The following is a 22037-nucleotide window of genomic DNA, read 5'->3' as shown; positions in this document are numbered from 1 at the left end:
CCCCCTTTTCACGCGCCCCATCTAGCATATATATCTGTGCGAACAGCGAAACCATTTGAAATGCGGGGTCTGGGTTTGGTGATCCACCATGCACCGGTCATGTCCGACAAGCCGGGTGACAATGACAGTGATGCCAGTGTCATCACCAAGACGCGCCCGAAAACGGCGCGCCCGCCGTTGTACAAGGTGCTGATCCTGAACGACGACTATACGCCGATGGAATTCGTCGTGCATGTGCTGGAGCGGTTCTTCAACATGTCGCACGCGCAGGCCTTCGAATTGATGCTGACCGTTCACAAGAAAGGCCTTGCCGTTGTCGGTGTTTTTTCGCACGAGGTGGCCGAGACAAAGGTGGGCCAGGTGATGGATTTCGCCCGCCGCCATCAGCACCCGTTGCAGTGCACCATGGAAAAGGAATAAGGCGCCCTGCGCGCCGCTCATGCCTGACAGCCGTCTTACCCTTGCGCTGGAATCCGGTATGGTTGTCTTGCCGGATGATGGCGTCATTGCCGTTTTTCGTCCGTCGGCCGGTGCTGACCTGTCTGCGCTGCCGCAAAAGCGGGTGCAGGTGATTCAGGGCTTTCGCCCGGATTACGATGCCTGGGCCGGGCGCGGCTATCATTGTGTCACCAAAGCCGATGCCAGCTATGCAGCGGCGCTTGTTTGCGTTCCGCGCGCCAAGCAACAGGCCCGCGCGCTGATCGCGCAGGCGATCACGTTGACTGCGGGCGGGCCGGTTCTGGTGGACGGGCAGAAAACCGACGGGATCGACAGTTTGCTGCGCGACTGCCGCAAGCTGGGGCAGGTTGGCGCGCCCCTGTCAAAGGCGCATGGCAAATTGTTCAGTGTAAGTGGCGATCCGGCTGCGTTTCTGCCGTGGATGCCCGAGGTCACGCATTTGCAGGCCGGGTTCACGACCATACCAGGCGTGTTTTCCGCAGATGGTATCGACAAGGGATCGGCCCTGTTGGCAGCGAGCCTGCCGGCCGGTCTGAAGGGGCGGGTGGCCGATCTGGGGGCGGGCTGGGGATATCTTTCGGCGCAGGTATTGTCGCGCTGTCCGGCCATAAAAGAACTGCATCTGGTCGAGGCCGAACAGGCTGCGCTGGATTGCGCGCGCCTGAACGTGGCCGATCCACGCGCAAGATTCCACTGGGCCGATGCCACGACATATGCCCCTGGGGTGACCCTGGACGCGGTGGTCATGAACCCGCCGTTTCACACATCGCGGGCGGCTGATCCGGCGCTGGGGGCGGCCTTTATCATCGCTGCGGCGCAGATGCTGGCACCCTCTGGCCAGTTGTGGATGGTTGCGAACCGTCACCTGCCATACGAGCGCAGCATCGCCGAACATTTCCGCGACATGGCCGAGGTGGCGGGCGATGCTTCGTTCAAGATTCTGCGGGCTTGCCATCCGCTGCGCCCAACTCGCCCGCGGCAATGAATCGCTTTAACCTTACCCCGAAGAATCAGGAGCAATATCCATGAGCTTTTCCATCGCGGGCAAGACTGTCATCGTTACCGGCGCGGCCAATGGTGTTGGCCTGTCGATCGCACGCCATTTCGCGGATCAGGGCGCCAATGTGATGTTCGCCGATATGGACGAAGCCCGTCTGGTGGCCGAGATCGGCGAAGAAGCCGGGCAAGAGGGCAATATTCGCTATTTCGCCGGTGATCTGCGCGAAAGGCTGACAATCGCGAACCTGCTTTCCGCCACGATTGATGCCTTCGACCGGGTGGATATCCTGATCAATGCCAGCCGGCAGATGCTGGTTTCCGACCCGCTGAACCCGGATGATGATGCGGTAGAGCAATTGTTGCAGCAGAACCTGCTGGCCAGTTTGCGTCTTAGCCAGGTGATCGCCAAGCGCATGATCCGACAGGCCGAAGAGGCCGGTCAGGAAGACGGCTCTGCGGGCTGCATCGTGAACATTTCGTCGATCGCCGCGCGGCGCACTCATCCGGAATTGCTGGGCTATTCCATCAGTTGCGCTGCGCTGGATCAGATGACGCGGTCGCTGGCGGTTGCGCTGGCGGCGAATCGCATCCGCGTGAACGCGGTGGCCTTTGGATCGGTGCTGAGCGCCAGCCTGCAAGGGGCGTTGAAAGAACATTCAGACTATCGCGCCGATATCCGCGCGCATACGCCCCTGTCGCGGATCGCAAGCGCGGATGAATTGACGGAAACCGTGCAATATCTGGCGTCGGACGCCGCGGCCTTTGTCACCGGACAGATCGTGACAGTGGACGGCGGCCGGACCCTTCTGGATCCGGTCAGCGCCCCGGCCCATTAATTTTCGGGGTATTGGGCGGCGCATGCGGCCAGTTGAATACTGGCCAAGCGGTGCAATTCCACCTGTTTGGCGCGCAGGCCGTCCAGCTTGGCCTTTTCTGCCTTCAGGTCGATGGCTACGGGGGTTTCTATCGTTTCGGTTTCGAACGTGTCGCAGAACACCAAGCCCGATGTCACGGTGCGATTGCCCTCTTGACGGCTGCCAAGGCAGAACTGCACGGTTGGGCGGATGCGTTCTTCGCGCTGAATGGCATAGCCGCGCGCGATGTTCTGTTCGGTTTCCGTTATCAGCGCCGACACCACGGAAAGGTCGCGCGTAGCGGCGCGGTCACATTGCTGGCGCTGGGTGGCGCAGGCGGCCAGCGGTAAAAGCAGAAGCAGGACAAGGCGGCGCATGGATGACTCCGGCAAGGGTTTCATCACATATAGGATTGTCACGGCGGGCGACAATTCACTAATGCGGTACTGGCAGCAAATTGCTGAAACTGCTAGGCCAGAGCCGCAACAGGACGAGGCCCCGATGACCCTTTCATTCGACTGGAACAAGACCCGCGCGGCTGGCTGGTTTCGCACCCTGCGCGACGATATCGTGACAGCCTTCGAAACATTGGAAGACAATCACGTGACCGGGCCACTGGCCGATCAGCCTGCGGGCAGGTTCGTGGTGACGCCAACCACGCGCAAATCCGACGATGGCACCGATGCGGGCGGCGGGTTGATGAGCGTGATGCGCGGCGGGCGTGTATTCGAAAAGGTCGGTGTGAACGTGTCCACAGTTCATGGCACGCTGGGCGCGCGGGCGCAGGCGGCCATGGCCGCGCGCGGCGTGCCAGGAATGGACAGCGATCCCCGGTTCTGGGCCAGCGGGATCAGCCTTGTGGCCCATATGCAAAACCCCCATTGTCCGGCGGTGCATATGAATACGCGGATGTTCTGGACCCCGCATGCCTGGTGGTTCGGCGGCGGGTCGGATCTGAACCCCTGTATCGAATATGCCGAAGATACCGCCCACTTTCACGCGATACAGCAACAGCATTGTGACCGGCACGACCCGGCCTATTACCTGCGGTTCAAGGCATGGGCCGATGACTATTTCTTTGTGCCGCACCGGGGGCGGGCGCGTGGGGTTGGCGGGATATTCCTGGACGATCACAACACCGGCGACTGGGAGGCGGATTTCGCCTTCATACAGGATGTGGGGCGGGCGTTTCTGCCAGCCTTCGTGCCACTGATCGAAAAACGCCGGATATCGCCCTGGGATGCCGGTCACAAGGACGCGCAGCTGATCCATCGCGGTCTCTATGCCGAATATAATCTGGTCTATGATCGCGGCACCAAATTCGGGCTGGAAACCGGCCATGATGCCGACGCGGTGCTGATGAGCCTGCCGCCGCTGGCCAAATGGGTCTAGGATCGGGGCGGTTGCGATGATGTGGCCAGTGTGGCGGTGATGTTCGGTCTTCCCGTCGAGGCACTGGCCGGTTTCGCCCTGACTTCGGTCATCATCGAACTGACGCCGGGGCCGAACATGGCCTATCTGGCTGTGGTCGCGGCAACGCGGGGGCGGCGGCTGGGTTATGCGGCCGTGGCCGGTGTGGCGCTGGGGTTGGCGATTGTCGGGCTGGCGACGGCGCTGGGGCTGGCGGCGGTGATCTCGGCCTCGCCGGTCATGTACCAGATCCTGCGCTGGGGCGGGGTCATTTATCTGTTATGGCTGGCCTGGGACGGCTGGCGCGATGCCGATGGCGAAATGGAAGCCGCGCCCGACGGTGCCGATATGGCACGCTTTTTCCGCCGTGGTCTTGTGACCAATCTGCTGAACCCCAAGGCGGCGGTTTTCTATATAGCGGTTCTGCCGGGTTTTGTGGTGCCAGACGGGCGGGTGGTTGAACAGACGCTGCTGTTGTCGCTGATCTATGTGCTGGCCGCGACGGTGATCCATGCGGCGATCGTCACCCTTGCCGGCGCGGCGCGGACCCTGCTGCTGGACGAGCGGCGCAGCCGGATCATCCGGCGCGCGCTGAGCGTGGCGCTGGCCCTTATCGCGCTCTGGTTCGCTTGGAAAACCCGGGGCTGAGGGCCGGTTCAGGGTCGGAATGGCGTGCGAGGCTAGAACCTGTCCAGCAGACGTTTGAGATAATCGCGCTCTGCCTCGGGGCGGCTTTGATCGGCTGAACGGCGGCGGATTTCATCCAGCAATTTGCGCGCCCGCCCATATACATCTTCGCCTTGCAGCATGTTTTCATCGGTGCCAAGTCGCCCCAGCGCCCCCAATTCGCGCCCCAGCGGATCGCGCGGCATGCCACGGCTATCGCTTCCCATCGCGCGACCCTGCTGGCCGGGTTGCTGGTCTTGTTGCAACTGGGCCAGCGCGTCGCCCAGATCGCGGATGCCGTCGCGCAAGGCGTCCATTGCCTGCGCCTGACGATCCAGTGCGCCGGGTATGTCATTCTGGCGCAGCGAATCCTCGGCCTGTTCCATCGCCCGGCCGGCACGATCCAGCGCCTCGCGGGTGGCCTGGCCTTCGGCCCCGCCAATGCCTGGCAGGCCCTGCTGCTGGCGTTGCAATTCATCGCGCAGCGCCTGCTGGCGGTCAGCCAGCGATTGTTGCTGTCGTTCGCCCGGTGACTGGCCCTGTTGCTGGCCATCGCCCTGACCACCTTGCTGCTGGCCCTGTCCCGGGCCATTCTGGCCGCCGGGATTGAACTGTTCCTGCAGATCGCGGAAGGCATCATCGGACAGGTCCTGTTGGTCGCGCAACGTTTCCGACAGCCCCTGCAGCGCCTGCTGGCCCTGCCCCTGTCCGCCGCCCTGGCCCTGAGTGACCTGCATGTTTTCCATCATCTGCGCCAGTTGATCCATCAGCGCCTGGGCCTCGGCCATGCGGCCTTGCTCCATCAGTTCCTGGATCTGGTCCAGCATCTGCTGCAACTGGTCGCCGGTGATCTGCTGCATGTCCTGATTTTGCGCCTGCTGCTGATCGTCGGGCTGCGGGTTCTGCGCCAGTTGGCGCAGATAGTCATCCATCGCCTCGCGCAGCTCCTGCATCAGGTCGGCAATTTCGGCATCGCTGGCGCCGTTGCGCATGGCCTCGGACAGCCTGTCTTGCGCACGTTTCAGCCTTTCGCGGGCGTCAGACAGGTTGCCGTCTTCGATCAGGGTGGCGATGTCCCACAGCACCTGTGCGATTTCGTCCTGCTTTTCGGGGGTCAGGGTATCGGCAATGCCTGTCTCAAGCCGCCGGATCGCCACGCGCAATTGCAGATAGGCGCGGGGGTCGCGGAAGATGTCATCGGGTTGATAGCTGATCGCGCGCAGCACCTGCGCCACCTGCGGCCCGTTGCCGCGCGCCCAAAGCAGATCGCGGCGCTGTTCGATGATCGCCTTGGCCAGCGGATCGAAAAACCGCCGCCCCGGCAAGATCACCGGTAAGGGCTGGGTCTGCCCCGACTGGCCGCGTGCATCCGTGACAGCCAGCGTGATCTGAACAGGCAGGCCCGCCCATGGATGTTGCGACAGGTTATCCACCAGCGTTTCGGTGAACGCATCGCGCGCGCCCGAGATCGGCATAGGCAGGTCCAGCACCAAAGGCGCACGCGCATCGGGTTCGGTGGCCAGCCCGAAAAGGCGTGTCACCCCGTTCAAATCCAGTGTAATCGTGGCATTTCCCGCGACGACGCCATAATCATCGCCTGCGGTAAAGGGTTGCTGCATCTCGCCATTGGCGGGGCGCCCCATCTCGCCGGCAAAGTCCACGACCGGGGCGGTGTCGGGGGTAATCGTCACGCTCCAGCGCCGCCCACCCGGGCCGTCGATATCGATCAGCCCGTCTTTGGTGATGTCAAAGCTGGGGGCCATGTCATTTTCGCCGGTCGTGCCGCCGGAAACGGTTTCGTCAACCTTGAGCATGCCGGGTGCGCCATAGAACCGAAGCACCACGCGGCTTCCCAGCGGGGCCGCCAGTTCGCCCGCCGCGATGTCGTTCAGATACAGTGTGGGTTTCCCGGTATAGGCAGGGGGCTCTACCCAGCCTTCCCAAGCGGGGCCGCTGGCGAGTGCGGCGGCGGGTCCGGCGGCCGTGCCACCGATTTCCGCCACCCGCCACAACGACCCGAAGGCAAGCGCCGCGACAAAGCCGATCACCGCGACATAGCGCAATCCGAACGGATCATTACGCGAAAGTCGCAGATCGGGCCGGGCCGGGCGCACGGCGCGCAGGCTGTCGGCAACGCGGCGCATATGCAGCTGCCAGACCGCCTGCGATGCCGGGTCGGTGGCGCCGATGGCTTGTTGATCGGTCAGCGCCGTAATGCTGCGTCCGGGCAGGGTACTGTCCAGCCGGGCAAGGGCCTGTGCCGCATCAGGCCAGCGAAACCGGCGCAACCCCCAGGCCAGACTGCCCGCCAGCCCCGCGCCTGCAACACCAAATGCACCCCACAGCGCCCAGGCTGACAGATGATCCTGCACACCGAAGGCAAGCAGCGCCAGGACCGCCAGGGCGATGGTCCAGAACGGCCAGAATGCCTGGGTGGCGCGTTCGGCGACCATACCCATTTGCGTCAGACGCAAGGGGCGGATCAGCGCGCGCAGCGCGGTTTCACGGGTGCGGTCGATGCCAGTCATGCTCCTGTCCGGGTGCGACTTGGGCACAGGCGCCGGTCACAGCCATTCAGGAATGGTATCGCGGTTTATGATCTCGTCAAAGCTTGGCCTTGCCCGAATGACGGCGAATTGATCCCCATGCACCAGAACTTCGGGGATCAGGGGGCGGGTATTGTATTCCGACGCCATGACCGCGCCATATGCGCCCGCGCTGCGGAATGCCACAAGGTCATCGGGCATCAGTATCGGCATCAGGCGGCTCTTCGCAAAGGTGTCGCCTGATTCGCAGACCGGGCCGACCACGTCATAGCGTGCGGGATCCAGACCGGGGGCCGGTTCCACCACCGGAACGATGTCATGATGCGCGCCATACATCGACGGGCGCACCAGATCGTTCATGGCGGCATCCACGATCAGAAAATCGCGCCCCTCACCGTGTTTCACGTAAATGACCGATGCCACCAGCACCCCGGCATTTCCCGCGATCAGGCGTCCGGGTTCTATCTCGATCTCGCAATCCAGATCGCCCAGAACCTCTTGCACCAACTGGCCGTATTCGATGGGCAATGGCGGCGCCGTATTGGCGCGTTCATAGGGGATACCCAGCCCGCCCCCCAGATCAAGGCGGCGGATATCATGACCATCGGCGCGCAAGATGCGCGTCAGTTCGGCCACCTTCAGATAGGCCTGCCGGAACGGTTCCAGATCGGTCAGTTGCGATCCGATATGCACGTCGATGCCGACCACCGCCAGCCCTGGCAAGGCGGCGGCTTCGGCGTAAACGGCGCGCGCGCGCGCGATCGGAATGCCGAACTTGTTTTCCGATTTGCCGGTGGCGATCTTTTCATGGGTCTTGGCATCGACATCGGGATTAACCCGGATCGTGACCGGCGCCACGACACCCAGCGACAGGGCCACTTCGTTCAGGGCCAGCATTTCAGGCTCTGATTCAAGGTTGAACTGGCGGATCCCACCCAGCAGGGCCGCGCGCATTTCGTCGCGGGTTTTGCCGACGCCGGAAAATACGATCTTGTCGCCCGCAAAGCCGGCTGCGCGGGCACGGGCATATTCACCACCCGACACCACATCGACCCCCGCGCCAAGGCCCGCCATCAGCCGCAGTACTGCCTGATTGGAATTGGCCTTCATGGCATAGCAGATCAGATGATCCATGCCTGCCAGAGCCTCGTCAAACAGGCGGTAATGGCGGGTCAGAGTTGCCGTGGAATAGCAATAGAACGGCGTGCCGACCTGCGCGGCGATGCGGGGCAGGGGCACGTCTTCGGCATGCAGGATGCCATTGTGATACAGAAAATGATCCATGCCCCGCGCTTTAGCACAAGCGTGGGGCAATGCAATTCACATGGCGGGCCGGGCGCAACGCAGCCCGCCCATGCCTGGGGGTTAAATCACTGGCTGCCGGGGGGTCAGGTCCATAACAGCCAATCTGGCGACGCGGATTTGAACCCGAATTTCGGGGCCGGGCGCCCGTTTGGCAGCGGATCAATGCGCAGGCGTGTCAGCCGCATGAAGGTGATCAGCCATTTGCCCTCTGTCAGTGCGTATTCTTCTTCGTAATGGCCATAGCCCTTGAAGCCGCGATGGCCGGGCACCTCGCGCACCTCGGTGCCTTCGGGCCATTCCACGTAATCCTCCATCGCCCAGATCGCGCGGGCCTTGCTGGCCGTCTGGAAGGTGATTTCGGGCATATGGCAGTGATGGACGGAGATCGCGGTTTGCAATCTGGTCGAGACGCCATTGACGAACACGCTGACATCGGCCCCCGGCGGCGCAGAACCAAAGCCCTCGAATGTTGCATCCGGGCGATACAGCGTTGGCAGGCGGTCCCAAAGCTTGGTGTCGATATAGCGGCAATAGCGGGCCTTGAGATCGCAGATCTGGCGGCGCGCTTCGGACCGTGCTTCATCCTTCGTCATTGGCATGATCTTCTCCCTGTGTCTTGGTCTTTACAGCCCGACGGCCACTGTTACAGGCCCGGCATTCACCCCCGCGCTTGCCCCGGTGCTGATGCCGCCAGACCCGACGCTGACCCCGACGCCCAGGCGCGGTTTCAACGGGGGGCCATCGGCGCCGCAGGCGGCAAGGGCTGCGGCGGCCAGGATCAGGATCAACTTCATTTCAGGGTCTCCTGCCAACGGGCGATCTGGGCGCGCACCTGCGCCGGTGCCGTGCCGCCATAGCTGGTTCGGCTCGCGACCGAGTTTTTCACGCCCAGCACGGCGAATACGTCATCCGTAATTGCAGCGTGAACACCCTGCATTTCGGCCAGCGTCAGATCGGGCAGATCGCAACCCTTTTTCTCGGCCATGGCCACCAGCGTGCCGGTGACATGATGCGCCTCGCGGAACGGCATACCCAGCGCGCGGACCAGCCAGTCGGCCAGATCGGTGGCGGTCGAAAAGCCGCTGGCTGCCGCGCGTTCCAGTGCGGGCACATTGGCCGTCATGTCGCGCACCATGCCCTCCATCGCCGCCAGGGCCAGCATCAGGTTGTCGGCAGCGTCAAACACCTGTTCCTTGTCTTCCTGCATGTCCTTTGAATAGGCCAGCGGCAGGCCCTTCATCACCATCATCAGCGCGACATTCGCGCCGAATATCCGCCCGATCTTGGCGCGGATCAGTTCGGCGGCGTCGGGGTTCTTTTTCTGCGGCATGATGCTGGAGCCGGTCGAAAACCGGTCCGACAGGGTGACGAAACGAAACTGGGCCGAGGACCAGATCACCAGCTCTTCGGCGAAGCGCGACAGGTGCATGGCGCAGATGCTGGCCGCGGCCAGAAATTCCAGCGCGAAATCGCGGTCCGATACTGCATCCAGCGAATTGGCCATCGGGCGGTCAAAGCCCAGTGCGGTGGCCGTCATATGCCGGTCGATCGGAAAGGATGTGCCGGCCAGCGCCGCTGCCCCAAGGGGGGATTCGTTCATCCGCGTGCGGGCATCGGCAAACCGGCCCATATCGCGGGCGAACATTTCGACATAGGCCATCATGTGATGGCCCCAGGTCACCGGCTGTGCGGTTTGCAGATGGGTAAAGCCGGGCATGACCCAATCGGCCCCGGCATCGGCCTGCGCCAGCAGCGCCCGCATCAGGGCGCGCAGGCCCGTGATCGCCGCATCTGCCTGATCGCGCACCCAAAGGCGGAAATCGGTGGCGACCTGATCGTTGCGTGACCGCGCGGTATGCAGACGGCCCGCCGGTTCGCCGATCATATCCTTCAGCCGCGCCTCGACATTCATGTGGATGTCTTCAAGTGCGGTGGAAAAGGCGAACTGACCGCCCTCGATCTCTGACAAGACCGTGAGCAGACCTTCCCGGATCGCCTTTGCATCGCTATCAGTGATGATGCCCGTCTGGGCCAGCATCGCCGCATGGGCGCGGGAGCCTTCGATATCCTGCCGTGCCAGCCGCTGATCGAACCCGATCGAGGCATTGATCGCCTGCATGATCGCGTCCGGTCCGGCGGCAAAGCGCCCGCCCCACATGGCGTTGGATGTGTCTTTGGTCATGAACAACCCCTTCGGAGGGAATATGCGCCTGCTTCGTCTGATCGTCCTTTATACGGCCCTTGCGTTTGGTGCAAATGCCGCCCTTGCCGATACCACGGCACTGGAGGCCCTGCGCGACGGCAGTTTGCGCAAGTTGTCGTTCCACGCGCAGCCAAAACCGCTGCCGGACGTGACGTTTTTGACCCTCGACGACAGCCCGCAGCGCCTGAGCGAGCTTTACGGAAAGTATATGCTGATCAATTTCTGGGCCACATGGTGTGATCCGTGCCGCCGCGAAATGGCTGGCCTGAACCGGCTGCAACTGGAATTGGGCGGCGATGATTTTGGTGTCGTGGCCATTGCGACCGGCCCCAATCCGTTGCCCGCGGTCAAGAAATTTCTGGCGGAATACGGGATCGACGATCTGCATATCCTGCGCGATCCAAATCAAGAGCTGGCCCGGCAGGTCGGCGTGATGGCTCTGCCTGTCAGTATTCTGGTCGATCCCGAGGGCCGCGAAATCGCGCGGCTGATCGGTGATGCGGAATGGGACAGCGACAGCGCCAGGGCGATCGTGGCGGCGCTGATCGCGCAGGGCGGCGACTAGGGTTTACCGCCCGAAAGCCGGTCATGCACATGGCATGTCACGATGTGATCGTTGACCATGCCAACCGCCTGCATGAAGGCATAGACGATGGTCGGTCCGCAGAACTTGAAACCCGCCTTTTTGAGGTCTTTCGATATCTGGCGCGACAGGGGCGTTTCAGCCGGGATCTGGTCCATCCTGTCAAACCGGTTCTGAACCGGGCAGTCATCGACATAACGCCACAAGAACCGGTCAAAGCCCATGTCAGCCTCGATGTTCTGCCACGCGCGGGCATTGGTGATCGTGGCCTCGATCTTGCCGCGATGGCGAATGATGCCGGGATCGGCCAGCAATCTGGCTACTTCGGGTTCGTCCCATTGTGCGATCACATCGGGGTCGAAACCGGCAAAGGCCGCCCGAAAGTTGTCGCGTTTTCGCAGGATCGTGATCCAGGAAAGCCCGGCCTGAAACCCATCCAGGATCAGCTTTTCCCACAGGGCGCGGCTGTTGTATTCCGGCACGCCCCATTCGGTGTCGTGATAGGTCATATAAAGCGGATCCTGGCCGCACCACCCACAGCGTATCGTCATACGGCCCCCTTTCAGCGCAGCACAGCGTTTAGCACGGAACAGGAAAAATTCGACATTTAAACTCGCCTTAACCTTGGGCGTGGAACCTGCCTGTATTGCGGCCCGAGGATGACATGCGACCCAGAAAACTGCACCAGGAACCACCGACCCGTGATATTGACGACACGCCGCTTTCGGCGGCAGTGGCGCAGCGGGACAGCAGCATACTCGATACGGTGCGGCGTGCGGTGCAGGATCGCGATGTCATGCTGGCCTATCAGCCTGTCGTCGCGGCCAGTGGCAGGGGCCGCCCGGTGTTCTACGAAGGGCTGATCCGCATTCTGGACCGCACCGGGCGAATCATCCCCGCGCGCGACTTCATCGCCGCGGTCGAGGCCGATGAACTGGGCCGCATGATCGATTGCGTGGCGCTGGAAATGGGGCTGGTCGCCCTGGCCCGCGCGCCGGGCCTGCGGTTGTCGATCAACATGTCGGCGCGGTCGATCGGCTATCCGCGCTGGACGCAGACGCTGAACAACGGGCTGGCACAGCATCCGACAATCGCCCGTCGCCTGATCCTTGAGGTGAACGAAAAATCGGCCCTGCAAATGCCCGAGCTTGTGATCGTTTTCATCAAGGACCTGCGTCAGCGCGGCATAACCTTTGCGCTGGATAATTTCGGCGCGGAACATACGTCATTCCGGTATCTGCGTGATTTCATGTTCGATATCGTCAAGATCGACGGCCAGTTCATCCGCGGCATCCACCAAAGCCCCGACAATCAGGTCATGGTGCAGGCCATGCTGGCGCTCGCCGGCCATCTGGATATGCTGAGCGTCGCCGAAACGGTTGAAACCGCCGCCGATGCCGAATTTTTGCGCCGGGCCGGGGTTGGCTGCCTGCAGGGCTATTTCCTGGGCGCGCCCAGCGTAACGCCGCCCTGGGCCAGGGGCAAATCCGCGAAACAACGCGCCTGACGGGTGGTGCGGCCACAACGACATTGCAGCGGCAGCATCAAAGCCTTACCAATTCAGTTGAACGCAAGGGGCCAACGCCACGCGGTGCCGCCCCATCGCAACCTGAAGGGGAGAGGATAGAACCCATGACGAATGTAGTGATCGTTTCCGCGGCCCGCACGCCGGTTGGCAGCTTTAACGGTGCCTTTGCCAATACCCCGGCCCATGATCTGGGTGCAGCGGTGCTGGAGGCCGTGGTTGCCCGCGCCGGTATCGACAAATCCGAAGTATCGGAAACCATTCTGGGCCAGGTTCTGACGGCAGGTCAGGGCCAGAACCCGGCACGTCAGGCCCATATCAATGCCGGTCTTCCCAAGGAATCGGCAGCGTGGAGCATCAACCAGGTTTGCGGATCGGGCCTGCGCACCGTGGCCCTGGCCGCCCAGCACATCCAGCTTGGCGATGCCGCCATCGTTGCCGCGGGCGGGCAGGAAAACATGTCGCTGGCGCCCCATGCGGCCTATTTGCGGGCGGGTCAGAAAATGGGCGATCTCAGCATGATCGACACCATGATCCGTGATGGGCTGTGGGATGCGTTCAACGGCTATCACATGGGGCAGACCGCTGAAAACGTGGCCCAGCAATGGCAGATCAGCCGCGAGGCGCAGGACGAATTCGCGCTGGCCAGCCAGAACAAGGCCGAAGCCGCGCAAAAGGCCGGAAAATTCACCGATGAAATCACCCCCTTCACCGTCAAGACGCGCAAGGGCGACATCGTGGTCGACAGCGATGAATACATCCGCCATGGCGCCACGCTGGAATCGATGCAAAAGCTGCGGGCGGCCTTTGCCAAGGACGGATCGGTGACCGCGGGCAATGCGTCGGGCATCAATGATGGTGCGGCGGCTGTTCTGCTGATGAGCGCGGCCGAAGCGGAAAAGCGAGGGTTGGAGCCGCTGGCGCGTATCGCATCCTATGCAACGGCGGGGCTGGACCCTTCGATCATGGGTGTTGGCCCGATATTCGCCAGTCGCAAGGCGCTGGAAAAGGCGGGCTGGTCGGCCGCCGATCTGGATCTTGTCGAGGCGAACGAGGCTTTCGCGGCCCAGGCCTGTGCCGTCAACAAGGACATGGGCTGGAATCCCGAGATCGTCAATGTTAATGGCGGCGCTATCGCCATCGGTCATCCCATTGGTGCCTCGGGCTGCCGAATCCTGAATACGCTGTTGTTCGAGATGAAGCGGCGTGACGCGAAAAAAGGTCTGGCAACATTGTGCATCGGCGGCGGTATGGGCGTTGCGATGTGCCTGGAGCGGCCATAAACTTCCGCAAGGCTTCGTAATATTGTTGCGCCTGCCAGATCATATTTGTAATATGATTGCTGCAGGCGCAGCATTTTCAGGGGGATACCATGGCCAGAGTCGCAATCGTTACCGGAGGCACACGCGGGATCGGAGCCGCAATCAGCAAGGCGTTGAAAGCGGCGGGATACAGCGTTGCCGCGAACTATGCCGGGAATGATCAGGCCGCCGCAGAGTTCACCGCCGAGACCGGCATTCCGACCTATAAGTGGTCGGTTGCCGACTATGACGCCTGCGCCGCGGGCATTGCGCGGGTCGAGGCCGATCTGGGGCCGATCGAGGTTCTGGTCAACAATGCCGGGATCACCCGCGATGCCATGTTCCACCGCATGACGCCGCAACAGTGGAAAGAGGTCATCGACACCAACCTGACCGGCGTATTCAACATGACGCACCCCCTGTGGACCGGTATGCGCGACCGCAAATTTGGCCGCATCATCACGATTTCGTCGATCAACGGGCAAAAGGGGCAGGCAGGGCAGGCCAACTATTCGGCGGCCAAGGCCGGCGATCTTGGCTTTACCAAGGCTCTGGCGCAGGAAGGCGCGCGCGCCGGGATCACCGTGAATGCGATATGTCCGGGCTATATCGCCACTGAGATGGTGATGGCGGTGCCGGAAAAAGTGCGTGACTCGATCATTGCGCAGATACCGGTGGGGCGGCTGGGCGAGGTCGAAGAGATCGCGCGCTGCGTGGTATTTCTGGCGTCTGATGACGCCGGATTCATTACCGGTTCCACGATTTCCGCCAATGGTGGACAGCTTTTCGTATAATCGATCAGCCATTGCGACAAGGGCCGCGCTGGTATGCGCGGCCCTTTCCGTATGACATTCTTTGTTAGCCCTGTGACAAACGTTCGATCTGTTCTTTCAGTCGAAGTTTTTGTTTCTTGAGTTCTGCAATCCGAAGATCATCGGAACCCGGTCGGCGTTGCGCCTGTTCCACATGTTCCGAAAGGATTTGATGCTTTTTACGGAGTTCCTGCAAATGCGAACTCATGGTCATGGGCGTTCTCCTCTGCCAGATTATGAACGGGTTCAGTGCATCACAGAATCATCACTCTGTCACGCATTCGATACAATTGTTTCAACATATCCCCAGCTTCGGCAACATTTGGCCAAGGCTCAGGCGGTGTTCCATGGCAGTGCCGCGCCGTTACGCAAAACGTCGAGAACCTGCCCGGTATAGCTTTCCCGATCGCCGTCATGCTGGTGGCCCTGGTGCAGAACCACCGGCGCCAGCAAGGTAAAGGGGGCGCCCCCGCCCTTGGTGGCGCGCAGCAGAATCAGGCGGGCCGGCCGCCCGATCCGTGGCGCAAGTGGCAGAACCGAAACGCCGGCGCGCCATTGCAGCAGCGCCAGAACATCCGGCAGGCGGGTGGCTTGCAAAACCATGGTCAGCATTCCGCCCGGCATCAGGCGGCGCAATGCAACGTCGAGCCAGATCGCCAGCGCCGTATCTTCGCCCAATGCGCCTTCGCGTATGGCATCCGGGGCAGGCGTGCCGCGACTGCGCAGGAAATAGGGGGGATTGGCGATGACATGGTCAAAGCTGCGCTGACGCAATGTGGCGGGCAGATCAGCAAGGTCGGCCTCTGTCACGTCGAGGGGCACAGCGTTTTCGGCGGCGTTCCGCCGTGCCAGATCGGCATAGAAGGGCTGGCGTTCGACCCCGGTCAGGGTCAGCCCCGGCACCCGACTGGCCAGGCACAGGCTGGCCACGCCAACCCCACAGCCAAGTTCAAGTATGCTTTGGCCGGATCGGGCCGGAACGGATGCGGCCAGAAAGACCGGATCGACGCCCGCGCGATAGCCTTTGCGCGGTTGCCAGACACGCAACCGGCCACCCAGAAAATCGTCGCAGGTCAATGTGGCATCGGCAATCGTCATTCAGGGATCGCCCACAACCGGAATATCATTGTCGCGCAACACGACCTGTGCCCTGGCCAGATCTGCATCGCGCACCATTACCCGCCGCGGCAATATGCCGATGGAGCCTTCAAGGACGCTCATGTGGACATCAAGCGGAAAGCAGTCTATTCCCTCGCCCTGAAGGAGCGCGGTGGCGAAAGCCACAAGTGTGGGATCGTTTGTGCAAAGCAGCTCTTTCATACCCAAGGACTTAAGGGCAGGCGAACGTGTTTGTCGAGAGAAGTGACAAGAGCGTGATGGGGACCACCAAGCCGCACGAGCGGTTGAGCGATCTTCTTGCGTCCGAACTGGCACAGGTGAATAGGCTGATCGCCGAACGCATGGCCTCGGAACACGCGCCCCGGATACCAGAGGTCTCGGCGCATCTGATTGATGCGGGCGGCAAGCGGTTGCGCCCGATGCTGACATTGGCGGCGGCGCGCCTGTTCGGCTATGATGGCCCCTATCATATTCACCTGGCGGCGACGGTTGAATTCATTCACACCGCCACCTTGCTGCATGATGATGTGGTCGACCAAAGCGGCCAGAGGCGCGGGCGACCAACCGCGAACCTGTTATGGGACAACAAATCATCGGTTCTGGTGGGCGATTATCTGTTCGCACGGTCCTTTCAGTTGATGGTCGAAACCGGATCATTGCGCGTGCTGGATATCTTGTCGAACGCCTCGGCGACCATTGCCGAAGGCGAGGTTCTGCAACTGACCGCTTCGCAAAGCCTGGCAACGGGCGAATCCACCTATCTGCAGATCGTGCGCGGCAAGACCGCGGCGCTATTTGCCGCCGCCACGCAGTCCGGGGCCGTAATCGCCAATGCGCCCGAGGCCGATATCGCGGCGCTGTATACATATGGCGATGCGTTGGGGATCAGCTTTCAGATCGTAGATGACGTTCTGGATTACTGGGGGTCGAACGCGACGGGCAAGAATATCGGCGACGATTTCCGCGAGCGCAAGTTGACCCTGCCGGTGATCAAGGCCGTGGCCAAGGCCGATGCGGAACAACGCGCGTTCTGGGCCCGTGTCATAGAAAAAGGCGACCAGCGGCCCGGCGATCTGGAACATGCGCTGGACCTGCTGGACAGGCACCGCGCGCTCGACGACACGCGGGCCGAGGCGTTACTCTGGGCCGATCGCGCCAAGGATGCCCTGCAAGGGTTGCCCGATCACGAATTGCGCCGCGTCTTGCGCGACATCGCCGATTTCGTCGTCGAGCGGGTCAGCTGACCGGCCACAAATCCGGGTCAAACGTGGTGTCGACGATCCACCAATCTGGATGATCCGCCAGAATTTTTACCCTTGCGGCCTGCGCCTGCTGTTCGGTTTCGTACAGTCCGAAACAGGTGGCCCCCGATCCCGACATGCGCGAAACCATGCTGCCGGTCTTGGAAATCTCGTTCAGCACCTCGGCGATCACCGGGGCAAGCGCGATGGCGGGGGCTTGCAGATCATTGCGTTGGGCGCGCAGCCAGTTGCAGAACCCCCTGACCGTGCGCCAGCGGGGCAGTTCGGCCCGCATCGGCGCGTTGTCGCGGCTTTGCAGCGCATTGAAAACCGCCGGGGTGGGCAGCGATACGCGCGGATTGACCAGTATCGCGAAAAGGGGCGGCAAGGGGGGCGCAGGTGACAGGATTTCGCCGATGCCCTGCATCCGGGCGGGCTGGCTGGCCACGCAAACCGGCACATCCGCGCCCAATGCCTGAACATCGGTCATCAAGGGCAGGGGACGGTCCCAGAACCGGGACAGCAGCCGCAAGGCGGCGGCGGCATCGGCAGATCCCCCGCCGATGCCCGCGGCCACCGGCAATCGTTTCATCAGGGTCAGATGTGCTGGCCGGTCGGCACGGAACAGGCGGGCGGCGCGGTGAACCAGGTTTTTCTCGCCATCCTCCAGCCCGGCGGATTCGGGGCCGGTCACAGCCAGCGACAGCGCCGGGCCTGCCTCGACCCGCAGCAGGTCACCGGCATCCGCAAAGACAACCAGACTGTCCAGCAGGTGATAGCCATCAGGCCGCCGCCCGGTCACATGCAATGTCAGATTGACCTTGGCGGGGGCAAAAGCCTCAGTCGCCATGCGCCACCGACAAGGGTTTTTTCCCCTCTTCGGCCAGCACCGCATCCAGCCCGACCTCTAGCTTGCGCCGGATGCGCCGGGCGTCGGTTTCCTCGGGGTCAAAGGACAGCGCGCGGCGCCATTGAAATTCGGCCTCCAGCCGTCGGCCGACAGCCCACAGCACATCGCCCAGATGATCGTTCACAACCGGATCAACCGGCAGCAATTCGACCGCGCGTTCCATTTGCGGCACGGCTTCTTCATAGCGGCCAAGCTGGAAGAACGCCCAGCCAAGGCTGTCGGTGATATAGCCGCTGTCGGGTTGGGCGGCGACAGCGCGTTCAATCATGTCCAGGGCCTCATCGAGGTTCTGGCCCTTTTCGACATAGGAATAACCCAGATAGTTCAGCACCTGCGGCTGACCGGGGTTCAGATCAAGGGCGGTGCGAAAGTCGGATTCGGCGCGCGGCCAGTTCTTTTCGCGTTCCTGCGCGATACCGCGGGCGTAATACACAACCCAATGCGGTGGCTCGGCCGGCCCCAGCAATGCGATGGCGGCATCATAGGCGCGGATCGACTCGGCGTAACGTTTCTGGCGGCTGAGCATATCGCCCAGTGTGACATGAACGATCGGCACCTGTGCATGGGTCTTGGCCAGTTGGGTCAGCACCTCTACGGCGGCATCGTCCTTGCCGGATTTTTCCAGCGTTTCGGCGCGGCCCAGTTCGGCGGCGTAAAAGGCAGGGTCGCTGGCGGGCACGCGCAGATAGCTTGCGGTCGCCAGATCGAACTGATCCTGCGCCTCCAGCAGGCCCGATGTCAGCAGGATCGCATCCACATGATCGGTGCGCAGATATTCGGCCAGCCGTGAATAAAGCAGGGCAAACACATCCGATCCGTCATTGTTCAGTGCGCTGGCGACGGTAAAGAAAACCTCGGCCAACCCGTCCTGGGCGTTGCGGATCGTGTCGAAAGGCAGGGCCTGCTTGGCGGTCAGGCGTTCGCGCAGGGCCTGCATGCCGGGGTCCAGCTCGGTTCCGAAGGTGGTGTCGAGAAGGGTCACGGCCTCGTCGGTGCGTTCCAGTTGGCTGAGAACCTGAACATAAGCCAGCGCCCCGCGCCGCGTGCGCAGCAATGCGCTGCCGGCGTCACTGGCGAAAATTGCCCCCGCGCCTTCGAAATCGCCGACCGCGGCCAAGGCAAGTGCCTTATGATACAAACCAAAGGCACCCAGTCCCTTTTCGGCGGCCACGGTGTCAAAGGCGGCCACCGCTTCGGACATGCGACCCTGGCCGAAATTACACCATGCCGATACCAGCCCGTCCACCAATGGCCCGAAATCCCGGCCCGCGGCCTGATCTGCCAGCGCGGCGGCATAATCACCACGTTTCAGCTGATCTGCCAGCAAGATCAGATTGGCAACCTGAACGTCCACACCGCCCTGGAGGATGTGCCGTGCAACGGGAATCGCGCCGTCAATGCGGCCCAGGCCGACAAAAGACATGATCGCGCTTTCCGACAATTCGCGATTTGTGGGATCGGCGGCCAGGGCCTGCGAATAATATTGCGCAGCTGCGGCATAATCGCTGAACTTGCTGGCATGATGCGCGGCCAGATAAGGGCCGGCCAGCCCCTGCGCCTGCACATCCGAGGAAAACACGGCCAGGGCCAGCGCCGCTGCGGCGAACTTGCGCGAAAGGATCAGGGGCAAAGGGGTCACTCCGGTCAGACTGCGTTCGAATCGTAGTCATGCGCAGCGATCATGGCAATGGATGGGCGGCGAAATCGCCGCCCGCATGACATGACTGTTACATATTCGGATAGTTTGGCCCGTCGCCGCCCTGCGGAACTGTCCAGTTGATGTTCTGGCTGGGGTCCTTGATGTCGCAGGTCTTGCAATGCACGCAGTTCTGAAAGTTGATCACGAACCGCGTGTCGGCACCTTCCCCCACGAATTCATAGACCCCCGCCGGGCAATAACGCGCCGACGGCCCCGCGAATTTCGGCAGGTTTACCCCGACGGGAATACTGGGGTCTTTCAGCTTCAGATGCGCAGGCTGGCTTTCTTCGTGATTGGTGAACGAGAAGGCCACGTTGGTCAGCCGGTCAAAGGACAGCTTGCCATCGGGCTTGGGATAGTCGATCGGCTTGAAATCCTTGGCCTCGCCCGTGGCGGCGGCGTCGGTCTTGCCATGTTTCAGCGTGCCCAGCACCGACAGGCCCAGAATATTGTTTGTCCACATGTCGAACCCGCCGACCACCAGCGAGGTGGTCAGCCCGAATTTCGACCACAGGGGTTTGACGTTGCGCACCTTTTTCAGGTCTTTCGCAATCGGCCCCGTGCGCAGATCGGTTTCATAGGCGGTCAATTCATCCCCCGAACGGCCCGCCTGAATGGCGTCATAGGCGGCTTCGGCCGCAGCCTTGCCCGACAGCATGGCGTTGTGGTTGCCCTTGATGCGCGGCACGTTGACCAGACCCGCCGAACAGCCCAGCAAAGCGCCCCCCGGGAACACCACCTTGGGCACCGACTGCCAGCCGCCTTCGGAAATGGCGCGCGCGCCATATGCCACGCGTTTGCCGCCTTCCAGCAGTTCGGCCACCATCGGATGATGCTTGAAGCGCTGGAATTCCATATATGGATAAAGATATGGGTTCTTGTAGTTCAGGTGGACGACAAAGCCCACGTAAACCTGATTGTTATCAAGGTGATAGATGAACGACCCGCCGCCTGCATTGCTGCCCAGTGGCCAGCCCATCGTATGGGTCACGGTGCCGGGGCGATGCTTGGCGGGGTCGATCTCCCAGATCTCTTTCATCCCAAGGCCGAATTTTTGCGGTTCATGGCCCTTCGAGAGATCGTATTTCGCCATCACCTCTTTGCTCAGTGAGCCGCGCACGCCTTCGGACAGGAACACGTATTTGCCGTGCAGTTCCATTCCGGGTTCATAGGCATCGCCGGGGGTGCCATCGGGGTTCTTGCCGAATTCACCGGCGACGACGCCTTTGACTTCGCCGTTTTCGCCATAAACCAGTTCGGAGCAGGACATGCCGGGGAAAATTTCCACGCCCAGTTCTTCGGCCTGCTCGGCCATCCAGCGGCAGACATTGCCCATCGAAACGATGTAATTGCCGTGGTTGTTCATAAGTGGCGGCATCGGCCAGTTGGGCACGCGCACCTTGCCCGCCTCACCCAGAACGTAAAAATTGTCCTCGGTCACGGGCACGTTCAGGGGCGCGCCTTTTTCTTTCCAATCGGGGATCAGCGCGTTCAGGCCGCAGGGATCCAGCACCGCGCCCGACAGGATATGTGCGCCGACTTCGGACCCTTTTTCCAGCACGACGACATTCAGATCGGCATCAAGCTGCTTCAAACGAATGGCGGCGGACAGTCCGGCCGGGCCGGCCCCGACGATTACCACGTCAACTTCCATCGTTTCGCGTTCGATCTGCGTCATCAGTATACCTTTCGCGCTGTGCGCCTTCATGCCCGTCAATTCATGCGAGAGTTATCTTATTGCGCCATGGACCGTCAATTGTAACCAAACATTGCCGCGAGGATGTGGTTCCTGCCACGGCCATATCGTGAATGCGGAATGGCCCTCTTGCAATCCGCATCCCGCTGGGGTCAGGTATTGTATCTGTTCATCAGCGGTGTGCCCAAGCCGGGCGCGCCGCTTTCAAACATCTGATGTGAGCCATGGAAAAAGTACCGATGACCCGTGCCGGCAATGCCGCGCTAGAGGCCGAGTTGAAACAACTGAAATCCGTGGAGCGTCCCGCCGTCATCCGGGCGATCGCCGAAGCCCGTGAACATGGCGACCTGTCCGAAAACGCCGAATACCACGCCGCGCGGGAAAAGCAGAGCTTCATCGAAGGACGCGTCAAGGAACTGGAAGGCCTGCTGTCGCGGGCCGAGGTCATCGACCCAAGCCGGCTGTCGGGCTCTGTCAAATTCGGGGCCACCGTAAAGCTGGTTGACGAAGACACCGATGAGGAACGCGTATATCAGATCGTGGGCGAAGCCGAAGCCGATATCGAAAAGGGCTTGCTGAATATCCGCTCGCCTCTCGCGCGCGCCTTGATCGGCAAGGACGAAGGTGACAGTGTCGAGGTCAAGACGCCGGGCGGCGAGAAAAGCTATGAAATCCTGAGCATAAGTTACGTCTGACAGGCAAGGTCGGG

At 62.0% G+C, this 22037-nt stretch carries 24 protein-coding genes; 11 read left to right on the top strand and 13 right to left on the bottom strand.

Features of this window, described 5'->3' with window-relative positions; translation table 11 throughout:
* Positions 1-99 precede the first annotated feature (99 nt).
* Genes clpS through ACTCHC_RS05550 form a run of 3 tightly spaced genes read left to right on the top strand, consistent with a single transcriptional unit; the run spans position 100 to position 2294 of the window.
* Entirely contained in the window at positions 100-420 is a 321-nt protein-coding gene (gene clpS / locus ACTCHC_RS05560; protein ID WP_463021489.1) for an ATP-dependent Clp protease adapter ClpS, read from the top strand.
* Positions 421-439: 19 nt separating this feature from the next.
* The gene (locus ACTCHC_RS05555) at positions 440-1444 is read left to right on the top strand and encodes a class I SAM-dependent methyltransferase (RefSeq protein ID WP_463021481.1); all 1005 of its coding nucleotides are present in this window, start codon (positions 440-442) and stop codon (positions 1442-1444) included.
* A gap of 40 nt (positions 1445-1484) precedes the next feature.
* Positions 1485-2294, top strand: coding sequence for an SDR family NAD(P)-dependent oxidoreductase (locus ACTCHC_RS05550; protein WP_463021480.1), 810 nt, complete (start codon positions 1485-1487; stop codon positions 2292-2294).
* Here ACTCHC_RS05550 and ACTCHC_RS05545 read toward each other — a convergent pair.
* Positions 2291-2689 (bottom strand): hypothetical protein, encoded by a 399-nt coding sequence (locus ACTCHC_RS05545; protein ID WP_463021479.1) that lies wholly within the window; start codon positions 2687-2689, stop codon positions 2291-2293. The two genes, ACTCHC_RS05550 and ACTCHC_RS05545, sit on opposite strands and share 4 nt — an antisense overlap.
* 124 nt (positions 2690-2813) lie before the next feature.
* Between ACTCHC_RS05545 and hemF the strand changes: the two genes are divergently transcribed.
* Positions 2814-3704 (top strand): oxygen-dependent coproporphyrinogen oxidase, encoded by an 891-nt coding sequence (gene hemF, locus ACTCHC_RS05540; protein WP_463021478.1) that lies wholly within the window; start codon positions 2814-2816, stop codon positions 3702-3704.
* Between the two features lie 39 nt (positions 3705-3743).
* A complete protein-coding gene (locus tag ACTCHC_RS05535; protein ID WP_463021477.1) occupies positions 3744-4370 on the top strand; it encodes a LysE family translocator in 627 nt (208 codons plus the stop codon).
* Between the two features lie 32 nt (positions 4371-4402).
* Here the strand turns inward: ACTCHC_RS05535 and ACTCHC_RS05530 are convergent, their stop codons facing one another.
* From ACTCHC_RS05530 to argH, 5 genes are all read right to left on the bottom strand, one after another.
* A complete protein-coding gene (locus ACTCHC_RS05530) occupies positions 4403-6916 on the bottom strand; it encodes a TIGR02302 family protein (RefSeq protein ID WP_463021476.1) in 2514 nt (837 codons plus the stop codon).
* A 36-nt stretch (positions 6917-6952) separates the two neighbouring features.
* Complete coding sequence (gene lysA, locus ACTCHC_RS05525; protein ID WP_463021475.1) at positions 6953-8218, bottom strand: diaminopimelate decarboxylase; 1266 nt, start codon at positions 8216-8218, stop codon at positions 6953-6955.
* A gap of 104 nt (positions 8219-8322) precedes the next feature.
* Complete coding sequence (locus ACTCHC_RS05520; protein WP_463021474.1) at positions 8323-8832, bottom strand: nuclear transport factor 2 family protein; 510 nt, start codon at positions 8830-8832, stop codon at positions 8323-8325.
* Positions 8833-8862: 30 nt separating this feature from the next.
* The gene (locus ACTCHC_RS05515) at positions 8863-9033 is read right to left on the bottom strand and encodes a hypothetical protein (protein ID WP_463021473.1); all 171 of its coding nucleotides are present in this window, start codon (positions 9031-9033) and stop codon (positions 8863-8865) included.
* The gene (gene argH / locus ACTCHC_RS05510) at positions 9030-10421 is read right to left on the bottom strand and encodes an argininosuccinate lyase (protein ID WP_463021472.1); all 1392 of its coding nucleotides are present in this window, start codon (positions 10419-10421) and stop codon (positions 9030-9032) included. Before argH ends, ACTCHC_RS05515 begins: the two co-directional genes overlap by 4 nt.
* Positions 10422-10443: 22 nt before the next feature.
* On the opposite strand from argH, the gene ACTCHC_RS05505 reads away from it, so the two are divergent.
* Positions 10444-11007 carry a TlpA disulfide reductase family protein gene (locus ACTCHC_RS05505; protein WP_463021471.1) on the top strand — a complete coding sequence of 188 codons (564 nt, stop codon included), beginning with the start codon at positions 10444-10446 and terminating at the stop codon, positions 11005-11007.
* Here the strand turns inward: ACTCHC_RS05505 and ACTCHC_RS05500 are convergent.
* On the bottom strand, positions 11004-11576 hold the full coding sequence (locus ACTCHC_RS05500) for a DNA-3-methyladenine glycosylase I (protein WP_463021470.1): 573 nt from the start codon (positions 11574-11576) through the stop codon (positions 11004-11006). The genes ACTCHC_RS05505 and ACTCHC_RS05500 overlap by 4 nt on opposite strands.
* A 113-nt stretch (positions 11577-11689) precedes the next feature.
* Here ACTCHC_RS05500 and ACTCHC_RS05495 point away from each other — a divergent pair, with 113 nt between their 5' ends.
* The 3 genes from ACTCHC_RS05495 to phbB all read left to right on the top strand — a co-directional run bounded on the left by ACTCHC_RS05495 (position 11690) and on the right by phbB (position 14645).
* On the top strand, positions 11690-12532 hold the full coding sequence (locus ACTCHC_RS05495; protein ID WP_463021469.1) for an EAL domain-containing protein: 843 nt from the start codon (positions 11690-11692) through the stop codon (positions 12530-12532).
* A 125-nt stretch (positions 12533-12657) separates the two neighbouring features.
* Complete coding sequence (locus ACTCHC_RS05490; protein ID WP_463021468.1) at positions 12658-13833, top strand: acetyl-CoA C-acetyltransferase; 1176 nt, start codon at positions 12658-12660, stop codon at positions 13831-13833.
* 89 nt (positions 13834-13922) lie between these two features.
* Entirely contained in the window at positions 13923-14645 is a 723-nt protein-coding gene (phbB, locus tag ACTCHC_RS05485; protein ID WP_463021467.1) for an acetoacetyl-CoA reductase, read from the top strand.
* A 64-nt stretch (positions 14646-14709) separates the two neighbouring features.
* On the opposite strand, the gene ACTCHC_RS05480 is transcribed toward phbB, so the two are convergent.
* The 3 genes from ACTCHC_RS05480 to ACTCHC_RS05470 form a co-directional block, all read right to left on the bottom strand.
* Entirely contained in the window at positions 14710-14877 is a 168-nt protein-coding gene (locus ACTCHC_RS05480) for a YdcH family protein (RefSeq protein WP_463021466.1), read from the bottom strand.
* Between the two features lie 119 nt (positions 14878-14996).
* Positions 14997-15761 (bottom strand): tRNA1(Val) (adenine(37)-N6)-methyltransferase, encoded by a 765-nt coding sequence (locus tag ACTCHC_RS05475; protein WP_463021465.1) that lies wholly within the window; start codon positions 15759-15761, stop codon positions 14997-14999.
* Positions 15762-15983 carry a putative signal transducing protein gene (locus tag ACTCHC_RS05470; RefSeq protein WP_463021464.1) on the bottom strand — a complete coding sequence of 74 codons (222 nt, stop codon included), beginning with the start codon at positions 15981-15983 and terminating at the stop codon, positions 15762-15764.
* A gap of 56 nt (positions 15984-16039) precedes the next feature.
* Here ACTCHC_RS05470 and ACTCHC_RS05465 point away from each other — a divergent pair, with 56 nt between their 5' ends.
* Positions 16040-17026 carry a polyprenyl synthetase family protein gene (locus tag ACTCHC_RS05465; protein WP_463021463.1) on the top strand — a complete coding sequence of 329 codons (987 nt, stop codon included), beginning with the start codon at positions 16040-16042 and terminating at the stop codon, positions 17024-17026.
* On the opposite strand, the gene ACTCHC_RS05460 is transcribed toward ACTCHC_RS05465, so the two are convergent.
* From ACTCHC_RS05460 to ACTCHC_RS05450, 3 genes are all read right to left on the bottom strand, one after another.
* Complete coding sequence (locus ACTCHC_RS05460) at positions 17019-17873, bottom strand: 4-(cytidine 5'-diphospho)-2-C-methyl-D-erythritol kinase (protein WP_463021462.1); 855 nt, start codon at positions 17871-17873, stop codon at positions 17019-17021. The two genes, ACTCHC_RS05465 and ACTCHC_RS05460, sit on opposite strands and share 8 nt — an antisense overlap.
* Positions 17863-19563 (bottom strand): tetratricopeptide repeat protein, encoded by a 1701-nt coding sequence (locus ACTCHC_RS05455; protein WP_463021461.1) that lies wholly within the window; start codon positions 19561-19563, stop codon positions 17863-17865. Before ACTCHC_RS05455 ends, ACTCHC_RS05460 begins: the two co-directional genes overlap by 11 nt.
* A 97-nt stretch (positions 19564-19660) precedes the next feature.
* Complete coding sequence (locus ACTCHC_RS05450; RefSeq protein WP_463021460.1) at positions 19661-21310, bottom strand: electron transfer flavoprotein-ubiquinone oxidoreductase; 1650 nt, start codon at positions 21308-21310, stop codon at positions 19661-19663.
* Between the two features lie 242 nt (positions 21311-21552).
* Here ACTCHC_RS05450 and greA point away from each other — a divergent pair, with 242 nt between their 5' ends.
* Positions 21553-22023, top strand: a complete 471-nt coding sequence (gene greA / locus ACTCHC_RS05445) for a transcription elongation factor GreA (RefSeq protein WP_463021459.1) — start codon at positions 21553-21555, stop codon at positions 22021-22023.
* Positions 22024-22037: the final 14 nt, after the last annotated feature.

This window comes from Actibacterium sp. (assembly GCF_055134745.1).
The sequence above is the reverse complement of the archived record's forward strand: the minus strand, read 5'-3'. Positions and strand labels throughout refer to the sequence as shown.

Excerpts from the sequence above, each read along its gene's own strand:
- greA (WP_463021459.1), top strand. The coding sequence starts at position 21,553 with ATGGAAAAAGTACCGATGACCCGTGCCGGCAATGCCGCGCTAGAGGCC.
- ACTCHC_RS05500 (WP_463021470.1), bottom strand. The coding sequence starts at position 11,576 with ATGACGATACGCTGTGGGTGGTGCGGCCAGGATCCGCTTTATATGACC.
- ACTCHC_RS05450 (WP_463021460.1), bottom strand. The coding sequence starts at position 21,310 with ATGACGCAGATCGAACGCGAAACGATGGAAGTTGACGTGGTAATCGTC.
- ACTCHC_RS05530 (WP_463021476.1), bottom strand. The coding sequence starts at position 6,916 with ATGACTGGCATCGACCGCACCCGTGAAACCGCGCTGCGCGCGCTGATC.
- ACTCHC_RS05520 (WP_463021474.1), bottom strand. The coding sequence starts at position 8,832 with ATGACGAAGGATGAAGCACGGTCCGAAGCGCGCCGCCAGATCTGCGAT.
- phbB (WP_463021467.1), top strand. The coding sequence starts at position 13,923 with ATGGCCAGAGTCGCAATCGTTACCGGAGGCACACGCGGGATCGGAGCC.
- ACTCHC_RS05460 (WP_463021462.1), bottom strand. The coding sequence starts at position 17,873 with ATGGCGACTGAGGCTTTTGCCCCCGCCAAGGTCAATCTGACATTGCAT.
- ACTCHC_RS05470 (WP_463021464.1), bottom strand. The coding sequence starts at position 15,983 with ATGAAAGAGCTGCTTTGCACAAACGATCCCACACTTGTGGCTTTCGCC.
- ACTCHC_RS05505 (WP_463021471.1), top strand. The coding sequence starts at position 10,444 with ATGCGCCTGCTTCGTCTGATCGTCCTTTATACGGCCCTTGCGTTTGGT.
- ACTCHC_RS05555 (WP_463021481.1), top strand. The coding sequence starts at position 440 with ATGCCTGACAGCCGTCTTACCCTTGCGCTGGAATCCGGTATGGTTGTC.
- ACTCHC_RS05515 (WP_463021473.1), bottom strand. The coding sequence starts at position 9,033 with ATGAAGTTGATCCTGATCCTGGCCGCCGCAGCCCTTGCCGCCTGCGGC.
- ACTCHC_RS05495 (WP_463021469.1), top strand. The coding sequence starts at position 11,690 with ATGCGACCCAGAAAACTGCACCAGGAACCACCGACCCGTGATATTGAC.
- ACTCHC_RS05475 (WP_463021465.1), bottom strand. The coding sequence starts at position 15,761 with ATGACGATTGCCGATGCCACATTGACCTGCGACGATTTTCTGGGTGGC.
- ACTCHC_RS05545 (WP_463021479.1), bottom strand. The coding sequence starts at position 2,689 with ATGCGCCGCCTTGTCCTGCTTCTGCTTTTACCGCTGGCCGCCTGCGCC.
- ACTCHC_RS05480 (WP_463021466.1), bottom strand. The coding sequence starts at position 14,877 with ATGACCATGAGTTCGCATTTGCAGGAACTCCGTAAAAAGCATCAAATC.
- lysA (WP_463021475.1), bottom strand. The coding sequence starts at position 8,218 with ATGGATCATTTTCTGTATCACAATGGCATCCTGCATGCCGAAGACGTG.
- ACTCHC_RS05535 (WP_463021477.1), top strand. The coding sequence starts at position 3,744 with ATGTTCGGTCTTCCCGTCGAGGCACTGGCCGGTTTCGCCCTGACTTCG.
- ACTCHC_RS05550 (WP_463021480.1), top strand. The coding sequence starts at position 1,485 with ATGAGCTTTTCCATCGCGGGCAAGACTGTCATCGTTACCGGCGCGGCC.
- hemF (WP_463021478.1), top strand. The coding sequence starts at position 2,814 with ATGACCCTTTCATTCGACTGGAACAAGACCCGCGCGGCTGGCTGGTTT.
- clpS (WP_463021489.1), top strand. The coding sequence starts at position 100 with ATGTCCGACAAGCCGGGTGACAATGACAGTGATGCCAGTGTCATCACC.
- ACTCHC_RS05490 (WP_463021468.1), top strand. The coding sequence starts at position 12,658 with ATGACGAATGTAGTGATCGTTTCCGCGGCCCGCACGCCGGTTGGCAGC.
- argH (WP_463021472.1), bottom strand. The coding sequence starts at position 10,421 with ATGACCAAAGACACATCCAACGCCATGTGGGGCGGGCGCTTTGCCGCC.
- ACTCHC_RS05465 (WP_463021463.1), top strand. The coding sequence starts at position 16,040 with ATGGGGACCACCAAGCCGCACGAGCGGTTGAGCGATCTTCTTGCGTCC.